Consider the following 14255-nt stretch of genomic DNA (forward strand, 5'->3'; position numbering starts at 1 on the left):
TTAGGATATTTTGACTGTATAAAGCTATAAGGCACTTATTTTTTGTGAGGTGCGCCAGCGAAATAGCAGCAGTAATGCAAAGTAAAATGCCCACAAGCCTGCCAGCGCATAAAAGCTCATAGCGACTTGAGCGATACTCGCGCCCATTTGATTAAGCTGCACAGAGGTATTGATAGCGGGGGTAGTCGGTATCAACCAACGTACAAACTGCAGTATTTCTGGTAGTTGGTCGGCAGGCCAAGGATAGCCACTGATAAAAAATAACGGTAGCGAGCTAAAGATTAAAATTTGCAAACTGCGCTCACGTTGCCGGAACCATAGTCCGAGCAAGCAGCCAAGCGTCGCGACGGTCGGACAAAATAATAGCAAGAATAACAAACTGCCAGCCATGTTTTGTCCGCGTGCATAATGATGTAGCTCAAACGCCCAGCCATAATAAAAGCAGCCGATGATAAAGCTTAGCGTGCTGAGCGCAGCAATACGTCCAAGCCAGCCGCGTATCGTAGTCCTGTGGCGGCGCTGCTCATACCAAGTACCGATCAGCATCGCAGTGGCCATGAGTAACGTCTGCTGCAAGATAATAATGGATACCGCTGGCACTACGTAAGCACCATAACCTTCGGTTTGGTTATATAAAGGAATAATCTGTAGCGGTACGGCTTGGGTGTTTTTGGCAGCGGTAGGCGAATACGCGCCTTTTGCCACGTTTTTTTTCACTTCAATGCCAGCGGATACTGTACTGACCGCTTTTAAAAATCCTAACTGTACGTTTTTATTTAAAATAAAATAACCACCATTACCCAGTACGCTCACGCTAGCCGCTTTACCCGATAGCACTTGCTGTTCAAGGCCACTGGGTATAACCATGTAACCGGCGATTTGATCCGACCATATGGCCTCAATGGCATCTTGCTCATTGACAAAGCGCTGGGTATTTAATTGCGGGCTGGCACTCGCATAACGGACAATTGTCCGAGATAAGTTGCTATTGTCTTTATCGATAATACCAACGGGTACGTGATTGACTACTTCAGTGGAATACGGCCATGGATAAAAGAAGCCATAAATAATAGGGGCGATAATCAACATCAAAACCACGCCTTTATCGGTAAAGATGTCTTTGAGAGTCTGTAAAAAACTGCCCAAGAAGCTCTGTGACGATGACAACGTGGCTGATTGCGCAGGCGTCTTTAGTGGCTTGTTTTTCGGTAATGATGACATTAGCGTGCTCCCCAACGTTCAGGATGTGCCAGTGCGCGTTTGCTTAACACAGCAGTCAGACCCATAGCAATAATGGTCGCTAGTGTTAGTCCGTAAATGATTGGCAGCGATATGGCAACAGGGGCGTTCATCTGTAATTGGGCGATATGTAGTTTTAAATAATGGGTGAGCGGTAGGGCATTTGACCAGTGCTGGGCGCTATCACTAATGGCGATATAAGGAAAAGTGACGCCTGCAAAAGCGTAAGAAGGTGCCGAAATAAAGCCTGTAGATGACAAGCCCATGCGCAACGAAAATGAGCCTAAGGTAAATATGGCTCCCAGCCAAAATGACAGCATCATCAGTAATACTAGACCGATATAAGTGACAATAATTGAAGCGAGAGCGACCGCTTGTTGCGGCGTGGCGAGCCATAGCGCCAATGCGGACCAAATACTGTAAGCCAACATCGGCCAAAAATATTTGCCTAATAAGCCAAATACTAGGACGGCAATACTCACTTGCTGAGTTTTTTTGATCGCTGCTAATGGTTTGGTTGCATCGCTACGGCTTTGCTTATGGTCTAGTGTAGAGACTGTGTCACTGTCTACGAGTGCCGTCAAATCGGGTCGACCGGTATCAATAAAAGTGTACCAGCGTCCGATGCGTCTATCCCGCAACTCGCGTCCAATCGTCGTTGCGCCAATAACCATCGCCAAAATATGAAGCAGCGCAGGAATCACGGTGGAGGCTAAGAACTGCTGATAATCGGTTGCCGCATTAAACAAACTGATGCGCTGAATACTGATTGGTGAGTAAGCAATCGCCGCTTGCGAGGGTGCCATGCCTTGTTTAACCAACCGCTGTATCTCAACGCCAGCAGATAAGGTACCAGCGACAGACTGAACGCTTTTTTGAATGATACCCGAGTGTGTACCATACTGGGCATTTACTTGTAAAATCAGCGGTGCTGGTTTGCTAGACAAAATATTACGCGAAAAATCCTCAGGGATAATCACGACTGCATAAATATCTCGTTGCAGGATTGCCGCTTCAGCAGCGGCGGGCGAGTGATAAAGTTGTCTGACAGTGATATCAGGACTGGCCTCAAGGTAGCGCACAGCGGTATTGGCAATCGGGCTATTGTCTTGATCAATTACCCCAATCGGCAAGTTGGTAATTTGCGTTTGCGAAAAAATCCACCAAATCAGCAGCACCGTGACCAAGGGTATCCAAATCACCATGGCAAAATCCCAAGGATTTTTGGCTAAAAATCGCCGCTCGTACACGGCACTACGTACAAAAGCATCCCTGAGCTGAGCTTTACGCATGGCTTACTCTTGGCTCTGATTGGCAGCGGTTGGATTGATACGGACGATGACACTCATTCCCGAACGAATCCGCGCATCAGGTTTGCTCGGTCGCGCCTTGACCTCAAAGGTACGTACATCAAAGCCATCATCATTATTGGTGGGTCGCCACGTTGCAAAGTCAGACAATGTAGACGTTGCATAGACAGTAAACTGTTTGCTGTAAGGCTTGTCCGCTGATGATAATGCGGGAATAGTACCGGTAAATTGCTGACCAATGGCAAACTGGTTCAAATAGGTTTCAGTGACATTCAGTACCACCCATTGATCGTTGGTATTGACCAACGTTAATAGCGGTACACCTTGACCAATAACTTCACCGGCACTGACTATTACGTTATCCACGATACCAGCAATCGGACTTTTTAAGTTGGCTTCTTTTTTTGCAGCCAGTGCCTCGTCTAACTGAGCATCGACTTGCGCCACTTGGGCGCTAGCGGCAGATTTGTCTTCACTGCGCGCACCTTCCATTGCCAAGTCGTACTGCAAACGTGCGGCCTCGGTTTGATCTTGGGTTGCAAGATACTGGGCATAAGCTTCATCGCGCTTCTGTCTTGCCATGAGACCTTCTTCATAAAGGCGATTGACACGCTGATAGGTATTTTCTGCCAAGTCAGAGGCCGCTTTATTGGCTTGCCACGCCGCCTTTGCTTGGGCAATCTCTTGCGGACGTGCGCCATTTTCGGCTTTGTCCAGCTGACTTTGTGCCATCTGCTTACCAGCCTCAGCCTGATTAATCTTTGCATTAATCTCAGGCGAATCCATCTCAATCAATTGCTGGCCAACCGTCACCTCATCCCCTTCAGTGACCATAATCTGAGCGATACGCCCTGGTACTTTTGCAGCGATGGAGGTTTGCTGCATTTGCATTTGCCCTTGTAGGGTAATGATGTCAGGTTCGCTGCTTTGGTTACTTTTATACAAACCATAAGCGATAACGCCTAAGGCAATCAGCACGAATAAGGCAAGCAACGCCTTTTTTATCATGGCCGACTTATCAGATTTAGGATTATCACGATAAGTAGGCGTTGCCTGTTCTGGTTCCACGTCAGGTATGTCTTCTGCAGAATCGACTGACGGCTGATCATTATGAGACAGCGTTGACTCATCAGTCGAACCAGTTGATTTGCGTGAGTCGTCTGATTCGTTTGGAAATTCAGTCATGACAGTGAGATTCCTAAAGCAATAAAGTTGAGAGTGAAAAGGGTAGGGTAAATTCGTTTTGACCTAGTACACTCGAATAGCATAAGGCTTGGCGTTTTCTATGGTTTCAAAATTAAAAATAGCACCAAAAGCGACAATAAATGCTGAGTAATAAAGCCACAGCATAATGACTACCGCTGCTGAAAGTGCACCAAATTCAGCGCTATAGTTATTAAAGTTTTGCACATAAATCGAAAATAACACAGACAATAGAATCCAGAGAACGGTAGCTAAGGCAGCGCCTGGCACTAGATTTTTTAGCGCTACGGCGTCACGGTTTGGCGCAAAACGATATAGGCTTAAGAAGCTTAAGAATATAATACTAGCCAATATCGGCCATCTACTCCAAAGCGCAATGGTCTTAGCGATTTGCGGAAAAGGAAAATAAGCCGCCGCCAAAGGAATAATAGCGATAGAGGAGATGGCTATAATCAAGACCACAACGGCAGCAAAGGTTAAACTAAGTGCTCGAATGGTGCCCTGTATAAAGCTGCGCTCTTGAGTGATATGAAAGGCAATATTAACTAGGATAATTAAGGATTTTATGCCTTTGGAGCCTGCATACAGGGCTAGTAGCGTCGATACAATCAAACCAAAAGTCAGTTTGGATGCGGTGTTCGAAGCCAGCTCGCTTAAGCGTGAATTAAGAATCTCATAGACAGACTCAGGGATAAACGGACGTAAAAGTGAAATCTGCTCTTGCATCTCAGCAGGTGAAAAAGCGAGACCATAAAGCAGTACAAACACGGCCATTGCTGGAAAAATAGATAAAAAACCAAAAAATCCTACGTTCGCGCAATGTGCCCAAACATTAGAATTGTTTGCTATACGCCATGTTTGAAGCAAGTGCGGTAGCCAATGGGTTACTTTAGAAGTCAGTTTTTTCATAAAACGCTTATTCACAGTAGAGCTAGGGTTAGTAGTATCGTAAGGTCAGTAACAATATAGCCATTAGCCATTTAATCATCATCAGCATAAGCGCTTATCAAAACGCTCTATTACTCATCACACGAGATTATTATTCACTATATAAGGTAGGTAACTGAATATCTGCTGCATTAAGATAGGCGTTAAAGGCCAGTGGCGTCCCGCAACTTTGCATAAGGGCGGCAAGCGCTTGCACATAACTGTTGGCTGCCTGAGCTTGTTCAGTTCGTGCTTTGAGAGACTGGGTTTGTGCCTGCACCACGTCAACCGTTGTATTTACGCCTTCTTGAAGACCTAACTGACGCAAGCGCAATACTTCTGCTGCCAAGTCAACATTGCTCTGTAATGCCTGATAACGTGACTGGGCATTATTGACATCGTGCCAGTTTTTTTCGACCAGCAGTAGTAGATTGTCACTGACTTCAATTTCAGAAAGATCTGCTTGGCGTATTTGTGCATTGCTTGATGCCAATGATGCTGTTTTATCGAGTCCGCCCCATAGCTTCCAAGTGGCAGAAATACCAGCGACCCAACTGGGATCTTTTTCGACTTGTCCGTAGCCGTATAGCATGACGGTCGGCTTGTAACCGGTATCTGATAGCGCATGCAGTTGCTGAGCCTGTGCGCGTTTGGCGGCGACTTTTTGTAACCCCGGATGATTGCTAAGTGCCAAGTCTTGGAAGTAGCTCACATCAGGTAGGGGGCGACTGGAAACAAACAAAGGCGTCGTCGGTTTGATACGATAGTCGGTACGCAATAACCGCTGCAAAGCAATCATCGCAAGGCGAGCATCGTTATTGGCATTGACCGATTCGCTTTTGGCATCGGCTAAGGCAGACTGCGCTTCTAGGCGATCCACACGTGAGATAAAACCTTCTTCAAACAGGCGCTGCGCCATATGGTCGGTCTGCTGCAAGGTATCATAAGCGTCTTCACGCAAGTAGGCGGCAATGATGGCGAGCTGCGCCTTAAAATAGCGCTCAATCAAGGTGTTATAAAGCTCGTTCTTATCGAGTAGGCTATCTGCGACTGCTTCTTGGGTGCGGGCATCGGACGCGCCTGTTAACGCTGTTGTCCGCCCAGCAGTATAAATAGGCCAAACAACGCCAATACCTGCGCCCGTCGTTGAGCCTGAACGATTAAAATCATAAGAATTTGGGAGGCGTTCACCGACCAATTCACCAAAATTTGGCAAATCTGTGGTTGGCGGAGCGGGGATAACGTCATCGACGCCATTATTGATCTCATTGACGATGCCGTTTTTGAGCGATGATAAGTCAATGTCTTCTTCTACATGGTAGGCACTGGCCGATACGCGGGCGAACACCAATGGGTTGTCTATGGTCTTGAGGGCATCAGTTTGAAATTGACTGGCAGCAATAGCGGCTTCATTGGCCGCAAGCTTTGGCGAGACTTGTAATAAGATGTTTTGCGCCTGCTCAAGACTTAAAAAGCTAGAGACTTCTAAAGGGTAGCTATTATCAACCGCTTTGTGCGTGATGGGATCTATCAGTGTGGTTAAATTGCTTTTCTGCTCAATGCCTTTTAGCTCAATGCTTTGGTTATGAATAGTCGTCGCAGTGTTATTGACTACAGATTTATTATCTGCTGGCGCGATGGTATTGGTCTGGACGGCTGCCGTATGGCCAGTCTGCAATGGATTGTCAGCGTCAACGATTTGGGTTACCGTGACTGCTGGCACGTCATTCTGTGGCTCAACGTCATCCACGTTAGCGCTTACTGAGGTGGCGACGGACATCCCCATGAGCATAACCGTAATCACAGCAGTAGACAGAGTTGATAATGCAAATTTCATAAGTCACATAAGCCATTAATTAGAATGCAAAGTTTTTTAAAACAACGCGCTATATTCAGCATTTTGATCGATCACACAATAGCGTCGTTACGCTATTATAAACTATCCGGCAGCCAGCAAATTAATAGCGCTCGAATAAATTTTAAGCAAAAAACATGAATAAAATACGAGAAAAAAGATGAGGATAAATAATAACTGAAATATTGTTGTACGTAATACGAAGCACACTTTAGAGCCACAACCGTGACGGGTCAAGCCTCAGTATCTTGCCGTCGTCTATTGTATAATCAGTGCTGATGTGATAAAGAAATGATTTCGACTTTTATCATAGCGTTATTATTTATTTTCCAACAAGAACATTGTCGTCATCATATACTGAGTTTTTGAGCTGTGAGTGCCTTGATATTGCAGGGATTTTTTGTACTTTGATATTTCGATTTTATTGCTGACGAATCATAATGAGCGCCATGTTTTGACTATTAACCCGATGAATCGGTGCTTAATTAAGCGCGTTAATTTAGTTATAGAAGCCGCTGAAAATAAAAAGAAACCGCTGACTATAAAAATATGAGAGTGATATAAACTATCAACCATAGAATAAATAAGACCAGTAAAGGATATGAGTGATGGCAGGATATATTTTGGCTTTAGATCAAGGCACCACTTCGAGTCGCGCGATATTATACGACGATCATGCCCGACCGATAAAAATGGCGCAACAGCCAACCACATTACAGACACCCAAAGCTGGTTTTGTGGAGCAAGATGCCCAGCAGATTTGGCAAACTCAGATTAGCTGTGCGCATGACGTCATTAACCAAGCAGGGCTGCTCGCTACCGATGTGACTAGTATCGCCATCACCAATCAGCGTGAATCTATTGTCATGTGGGACAAAAAAACGGGCAAACCCTTAGCGCCTGCGATTATTTGGCAAGATCGCCGTACCGCAAACTATTGCAAAACCCTTGCAGCTGAAAGTGCGAGTACTGGTGTTCATAGCGATGAGACGGATGACGGTGATGATATGGCACATCGAGTGCAAGGTATCACCGGGTTACGTTTAGATGCTTATTTTAGCGCCAGTAAAATCGCATGGTTGCTGGAAAACCATCCAAAGCTTAGCGTGCGTGCGAGCAAGGGTGAGATAGCTGTTGGCACTATTGATAGTTGGCTTATCTATAAATTGACAGGCGGCGAGCATGTCATCGATATTACCAATGCTTCCCGCACCCTGTTATACGATATTCATAAGCTGGAATGGTCAGAGGAGCTGTGCGCCCGCTTTGCTATTCCGATGAATATCTTACCTAAAGTTTTGCCCTCTGATGGGGATTTTGGTAAGACTAAAAAAGGCTTGTTTGCCAAGCAGATTCCTATTCAGGCGGTATTAGGCGATCAGCAAGCGGCACTTTTTGGCCAAGGCTGCCTCGATGCTGGTATGGCCAAAAATACCTATGGGACGGGCTGTTTTATGCTGATGAATATCGGTCAACAGCCCAAACTTAGCGAGCATCAGCTGTTGACGACGATAGCGTGGCAACGCAAATCGGCAACACTGCGCCCAGACAATTTATCCTTTGATCAAATCGTGCAGTCTGGCAAGCGTATGCTACAGCCGCCCAAAAAAGAAGTCACCTACGCGCTAGAGGGTAGCGTATTTATGGCAGGGGCAATCGTCCAGTGGCTGCGTGATAATCTGGGAATGATTCAACAGAGCGGTGAAGTCGAAGACTTAGCGCGGCAGGTTGATAGTAGCGAAGGCGTGGTATTGCTCCCTGCATTTACGGGACTTGGCGCACCATATTGGCGCTCGGACATCAGTGCAAGTATTACAGGTATGAGTCGCGGCACGACCAAAGCGCATATCGCCCGAGCGGCGTTAGAAGCGGTCGCCTATCAAACCTATGATGTCTTAATCGCTATGCAAAAAGACAGCCCGCACCCTTTAACCGAATTGAGGGTCGATGGCGGCGCTGCCAATAATGATTTGCTCATGCAGTTTCAGGCAGACTTATTGGGCGTCCCCGTACTGCGTCCTAGAGATACAGAAATTACTGCCAAAGGTGCTGCGCTGCTTGCTGGTCTAAAAACGGGGTTATACGATGCGGCCACTATGAAAGCATCTTGGCAAGTCGATCGCATTTTTGAGCCAAGCATGTCTGCTGACGAGCGCGAGCAACACCTGCACAAATGGCAACAAGCGCTTGAAAGAGCATTAATGAAGGTCTAAAAAGAGCGGCAATAAAGCGTCGATTCAATTCTTGCATTCAGTCTGTTTTATTAATAAGTTTGTTTAAAATTACTGAAATGCCTAGGCCAGTGTACACAATCGTCATAAAGATACAGGCTGTAACGCAAGACAATCGAGATTTGGACACAGTTTACATAATCTGCCTATCTGTCTTTGTCCTTAAGTTTCTATACTTTAGATGAATGGAGCAACACTGCTAACTTTCAATCATAAATCTAATATATAACAAATAATTTAAGGAAAATATTATGAGTAACCATGACGGTATTGATCGTAGTGAAGTAAAGCACATGTCTAAAGAGACTAAGCATGACCTAAATGCTGACATCATCACTGGTGAGCCAGGATCACATCCAGTAGGTACAGGCATAGGCGGCATAGGCGGCGCAGCAGCAGGTGCGGCTATCGGTACGATGGCAGGACCACTCGGCACACTCATTGGTGGTGCTATTGGCGCTATCGTCGGTGGCGGTGCAGGTCATGCGGCCGCTGAAGCTATTGACCCAACGCGCGAAGAAGCTTACTGGCGCGCAGAGTATGCGAATGCAGACTATTATAAAGAAGGCCATGATTTTGACCGTGATTTACATCCTGCCTACGCAGTCGGTTACGCCAACCGTGCCCGTTATCCTGCAGATGCTCGCTTTGAAGATCATGAAGCAGACTTAGAAAACTCATGGCATGAAGTAAAAGGTGAGTCACGTATGGAGTGGAATGAGGCACGTCGAGCATCACGTGATGCATGGAATCGTGTATCGTAATATTGGGAAATAGAGAATTTCGGCATCTTAATCAGTACCATCATTTGTATTGATAGCTTAGTCAGTATCATCGATAGTATGACTGATTAACGATACAGTATTTTTATAGCCGAGTTCTTACCCTTGATAATTGCAGTTATATAAAAGCCTCTAGAGTATGCTCTAGAGGCTTTTTTACATGTTGCACCTTTGATAGTTGTGGTAATCTTAACGATGTCTCAATAACCCATAGAGCGACCATGACTGACTCTTCTTCTGAAACGTATGAACTTGCCCCTGATATCGCCAGATTTTATCAAGGCAAGTCTTTACAAGGTCAGCCACCCAGTCTTTGGACATTGGTATTGTCTCAGGTTACTACTTGGATATTTGCACGGTCGCTCATGAATGCGGCCGTTTTAGGTTTTTTCTACGGTATCGCTGGTACTTTGGCTTATGGGATGTACTATTTTAGTTTTATCACTGGCGCACATATTGTTGATAGCTTACGATTCCAACATGGTTTTAATAACATACAGACGTTCATGCAAGTCAAGTTTGGGGCAACTGGTGAGCATCTTTATAATGCAGTGATTGGTTTTCGATTAGTGAGCGAGGTATTCAGCAACTTACTGGTGTTTGGGTTTATCACAACCTTGTTCGTGGGCTTTAATGAGAATTATTTAATACTGATTATAGCGGTCGCTACCTTAATTTATTCTTCAATTGGTGGGCTACACACTGCGCTGAAGACAGATGTGGCTCAAGCGCTATTTACGATCTTCGCCATTATTGTTTTAGCGGTTGCCATGTTTGCACATCCCTTGTTTTCTTTTAATGCCATCATTAGCTCCTCCAATTCCGCTGACAACAAGGGATGGATATTAATGATAGTTGCATTTATCCAAATATGGAGCTATCCCGCTCATGATCCTGTCATGACTGACCGAGGATTTTTAGCAGATAGGGCGACTACTAAAAAGTCATTTTACTATGCCGCGCCTATTTCGATGGCTTGCATCTTGTTATTTGGTTTGCTAGGTGTGTTTGCACAGCTGAACAACGCGGAAGGGGTCACTGAAGTGACGCAAACGCTGAACACTCTATTTTCACCAGCGGTAATGATGTTGTTTAGCTTCGCGCTGATTATTTCAGCGATATCGACCTTAGATTCTACCTACGCCAGTGCCGCAAAATTGATAGCCATTGATATGAAACTTGTCAAACCAACTGTAAAAAATGGCAGGCTGATTATGCTAGGGTTTTTGCTGGCAGGCTTGGCCTTCATTGCAACTGGCAGCAAAGACCTATTCGATGCGGTCGCTATTAGTGGTACCGCTTCCCTGTTTTTAGCACCTGTCGTATTTTTTAGCATTTGGTCAAGTTGGGAAGTCAAACCTTGGGCCATTGTAGTCAGCTTTGTATCAGCGCTCATGGCAGGTATTATTTATATGTTAGAAAACGGTGGCTATATTGCAGTGATGGCGCCAGTGTTTGGCGCAGAGCACAAATACGTGCAGCTGTTAGTATTGTGTGTCATCGCTTCTATGATTGGCAGCGCCGCCTTTGTACTGGCTCATAAACGAGTATGATCAACCAATATTTAGTACAAGGGCTTTGATAGAGTGCGCGTTAATAGAGCAAGCGTTCTCTACATTATCAATGAACCCAGTTTTTCTAGCTATGAAATAGTAGGATAAAATAATACGAAACACTACAGATTTAGTGGAGGCGGTCTATTATTATGAACAGCTTGCGTTGTTTATTCATAATAATGCATACTATCCAAATAGCACTAGGAGTTTTATGAGTTACTCTGCCAATAAAGGTAGCGATAAACAATTTTATATCGCTACTGCCAATTTGCTAAATTTTGCCAATCCTAATCGCATGTATTATGAAAATGCTGAGCCGTACAGTAATAAAGAGTATGAAAGTAAATTGCGTGGCATCAGCGACTTATTAGCAAAAGCCCATGCCGACATTATTGCCGTACAAGAAGTATGGGACAGCGAGGCGCTAGAGGCATTGGCAGTATCGTTAGGATTTAAGCCCGAACATGTGGTTATTCCGCTAGCAAGCAATGACAGTTCGAGTGCTTATACTCAAGGTAGAGGGGCGCAAAATACACCTGCCGTAGGTATTATTAGTCGCTTTGAGCAATTAGAGACGACTTTATTAGAGCAAGTGGCGCCAAAGGCGGTGATTGATATTCCTGATATTGGTCCTTATGAGCGTTTTAATCGTCCACCCTTGGTATTGCGAGTAGATGCATTCGGGCAGCCCATTACTATTATTACAGCTCACCTTAAAAGTAAGCGCGCTTTTTTCTTACGAGATGAAGCCGGCAATTTGTTAGAAGATATGGATGACCCCAATATTCGCATTCGTGCCAAGCTTCGTAGCTTATGTATGCGGGCAGCAGAAGCGGCATCTATTCGAATGTTTATCATCGAACGCTTGAAGCATACTCGTGAGCCCTTAATCTTACTTGGTGATATGAACGACGTCACCGGTAGTGTGACCACGCAACTAATGACCGAGACTGGCGAAGTCAATTATGATAAAAGCATGCGTGATGTTGCCTTGTTCGACGCCGCTCGCATTCAAGCGCGTTATGGTTGGATGAAAGACGTGGCATATACCCACATTTATCAAGGTATGCCAGAAGTAATTGATCAGCTGTTCGTTTCAGAGGAATTTTTGCCTGATAGCAAGTTTGCAATCGGTCAGGTTGAGCGAGTTGACTATTTTAATGACCATTTAAAGTGGGATTATGCCGATAGAGTCATCGATCATGGTATTATAAGGGCGAAAATAAAACTTCATTATTAACCCTAATATACTGTTAATCGATACATTATTTTTTAACCCATGCACGTCCCTTGCTTGATAGTGTACAAGCGTTTATGATGCCTCTTCATTGAGCATAGAGCGGTAATATTAGCCCGTATTACCAACTAACAAACAGTCGTTCTTAAATTTAGAATGAATACTGTCCAATGAAGACCATATTTATAAAGATAGGGCACAACATTAAGAGACTTACAATGAGTGAAAATAGAGACGACAAAATTGAAGATGTACTGGTAGATTCGGAACTGGCAAAGAAGCTGGTACCTAATAAATTTAAATTTACCAGTCAGCAAGGTCGCGCGCGCCGTCAAAAGCTATTGATGGGTGCCAAAAAACTGAGTGAAACGCAGTCTATCAATGATATTACCTTGGCTGCTGTTTGCGAAGAAGCTGGCATTCCAAGAGCATCTGCTTATCATTTCTTTCCGAATATCGAAGCCATATTTTTAGCATTGCGCTTTTTGAATGCTATCGAGATTTTAGAGATTTTGACAACTGTAGAAACGGTTGATTACGACAGATGGCAGGGATATTTAACAGCACTTATCGATCGCTGTGTGCATATCTTTCATGAAGATCAGACCAAAGCAAAATTGATCTATGGTACGAATACACCTGATTTTGAAGGTGATAGTTTCGGTGAAGATATGGATCATCAAGTGGTTGAACTGGTATATAAACGTTTAGCAGAACGGTATGAAGTGCCAAAATTTGAAGATATCCAAGATGTTCTTTTGGTCACTTATAGTATTATCAACGCTATCTTTACGGTTTCTTACCGCCGTCATGAGAGCATTACAGAGAAGTATCTGCAAGAAGCAAATACTGCGTCAATTGCTTATCTGCGCTGTTATTTACCAGAAAAGCTACCACGTAAAAACCGCTAATTTATTTTGTGCTAAACGTGGATGATATTATAAAAGTTAACTGAAATTTTAATACAAAAAAGCCGACTATTTATGAGTCGGCTTTTTTAATTTCTATTTTTGTGACGGTCTTTTGTTTGCCTAGGTTCAATAATAACGAAAATATTGACAAGTAGCTGTCAGAAAATATCTAAGATGAGCGACATTTGGTGCCAAAAACACCTTGCTCATTTTTGCGATTGCTAGGTTATTGAGCGATAGAAAACAGTTTTTGCCCTTGGCAAACATCCTCACTCGGATCCAAAGGGGCATATTGCTTGTAATAACGCACGATCAGATTCTCTAAGGCGACGTTAGCTTGCGAATCATGGGCGTTCACATAGGCCTCACGCGCTTGCTCTAGCCAGCGATCTGCCATGCGGAAGTGACTGCCTGACTCTTTTGAGCCACGCTCACACTGATTGGTTGCTGCCCATATTAAAGCCACTTCACTAAATGCCATTTCACGTGGCGCAGTACCAATACCGTCGCTGTCTTTTAAAGCACTCAAAGTTGCCCAAAGATCAGGACGCATCAAAGCAGATTCAGACGGGATATCCTGATATAGGCTTATGTCTTGTGCGGTATCATTTTTTAGCGCTTGCAATATCGTCTCTGCCGACTGCGCTGCGTATGTACCAGCCGGTGAGCGGCTATTAATACTGTCTTGATGAATAGCATAGTTAATCCACGCTTGCGCTTTATACGCTAGATACTGCTGCTGCGCTGTCATGTCTTTTTGCTGATAAGCTTGTAGTTGCGTCAACAGGCAACTCAGCGCTCGTTGCTGCGTACTTTGGTATTTATAAGCAGAGGGTTGTGTCTGCAAATTACCATGGCAATAGTTAGAAGCTTGTAGAGTAATAGCTGGAGCCTCTTTGGCTACTGCCAGCGCTGATGAAGCAGTCGTCAGGAGCAAGACTGCTGCGAGCGTAGTATAGATAGGCTGTTTATTGGTTACAGCTTTGATCGCAGAGTACAACATA

Annotated in this window: 11 protein-coding genes; 5 read left to right on the plus strand and 6 right to left on the minus strand. The window is 44.6% G+C overall.

The genetic code is table 11. The features are described 5' to 3' along the window. Positions 1-24 precede the first annotated feature (24 nt). The 5 genes from AAEY80_RS07715 to AAEY80_RS07735 form a co-directional block, all read right to left on the minus strand. Entirely contained in the window at positions 25-1221 is a 1197-nt protein-coding gene (locus AAEY80_RS07715) for an ABC transporter permease (RefSeq protein ID WP_025653350.1), read from the minus strand. After that, the gene (locus tag AAEY80_RS07720; RefSeq protein WP_025653351.1) at positions 1221-2531 is read right to left on the minus strand and encodes an ABC transporter permease; all 1311 of its coding nucleotides are present in this window, start codon (positions 2529-2531) and stop codon (positions 1221-1223) included. The genes AAEY80_RS07715 and AAEY80_RS07720 overlap by 1 nt, the downstream gene beginning before the upstream one ends. Positions 2532-2534: 3 nt before the next feature. Beyond that, positions 2535-3734 carry an HlyD family secretion protein gene (locus tag AAEY80_RS07725; RefSeq protein WP_025653352.1) on the minus strand — a complete coding sequence of 400 codons (1200 nt, stop codon included), beginning with the start codon at positions 3732-3734 and terminating at the stop codon, positions 2535-2537. A gap of 63 nt (positions 3735-3797) precedes the next feature. Further along, positions 3798-4661 carry a YihY/virulence factor BrkB family protein gene (locus AAEY80_RS07730; RefSeq protein WP_201566234.1) on the minus strand — a complete coding sequence of 288 codons (864 nt, stop codon included), beginning with the start codon at positions 4659-4661 and terminating at the stop codon, positions 3798-3800. Positions 4662-4791: 130 nt separating this feature from the next. Next, complete coding sequence (locus AAEY80_RS07735) at positions 4792-6516, minus strand: TolC family protein (protein WP_025653354.1); 1725 nt, start codon at positions 6514-6516, stop codon at positions 4792-4794. Positions 6517-7142: 626 nt separating this feature from the next. Here AAEY80_RS07735 and glpK point away from each other — a divergent pair. The 5 genes from glpK (at position 7143) to AAEY80_RS07760 (ending at position 13251) form a co-directional block, all read left to right on the plus strand. Next, a complete protein-coding gene (glpK, locus tag AAEY80_RS07740; protein ID WP_350588145.1) occupies positions 7143-8747 on the plus strand; it encodes a glycerol kinase GlpK in 1605 nt (534 codons plus the stop codon). Positions 8748-9016: 269 nt separating this feature from the next. Continuing rightward, positions 9017-9529 carry a hypothetical protein gene (locus AAEY80_RS07745; RefSeq protein ID WP_025651776.1) on the plus strand — a complete coding sequence of 171 codons (513 nt, stop codon included), beginning with the start codon at positions 9017-9019 and terminating at the stop codon, positions 9527-9529. Between the two features lie 239 nt (positions 9530-9768). After that, positions 9769-11100, plus strand: a complete 1332-nt coding sequence (locus AAEY80_RS07750) for a hypothetical protein (RefSeq protein WP_350588146.1) — start codon at positions 9769-9771, stop codon at positions 11098-11100. Between the two features lie 214 nt (positions 11101-11314). Then, the gene (locus AAEY80_RS07755; RefSeq protein WP_025651778.1) at positions 11315-12343 is read left to right on the plus strand and encodes an endonuclease/exonuclease/phosphatase family protein; all 1029 of its coding nucleotides are present in this window, start codon (positions 11315-11317) and stop codon (positions 12341-12343) included. 215 nt (positions 12344-12558) lie between these two features. After that, positions 12559-13251: a TetR/AcrR family transcriptional regulator gene (locus AAEY80_RS07760; RefSeq protein ID WP_025651779.1), complete on the plus strand. Its 693-nt coding sequence runs from the start codon at positions 12559-12561 to the stop codon at positions 13249-13251. 226 nt (positions 13252-13477) lie between these two features. On the opposite strand, the gene AAEY80_RS07765 is transcribed toward AAEY80_RS07760, so the two are convergent. Beyond that, the gene (locus tag AAEY80_RS07765; RefSeq protein ID WP_201575799.1) at positions 13478-14254 is read right to left on the minus strand and encodes a hypothetical protein; all 777 of its coding nucleotides are present in this window, start codon (positions 14252-14254) and stop codon (positions 13478-13480) included. Position 14255 lies beyond the last annotated feature (1 nt).

Source organism: Psychrobacter sp. 78a-MNA-CIBAN-0178, assembly GCF_040309625.1.
Taxonomy (GTDB): Bacteria; Pseudomonadota; Gammaproteobacteria; order Pseudomonadales; family Moraxellaceae; genus Psychrobacter; species Psychrobacter okhotskensis.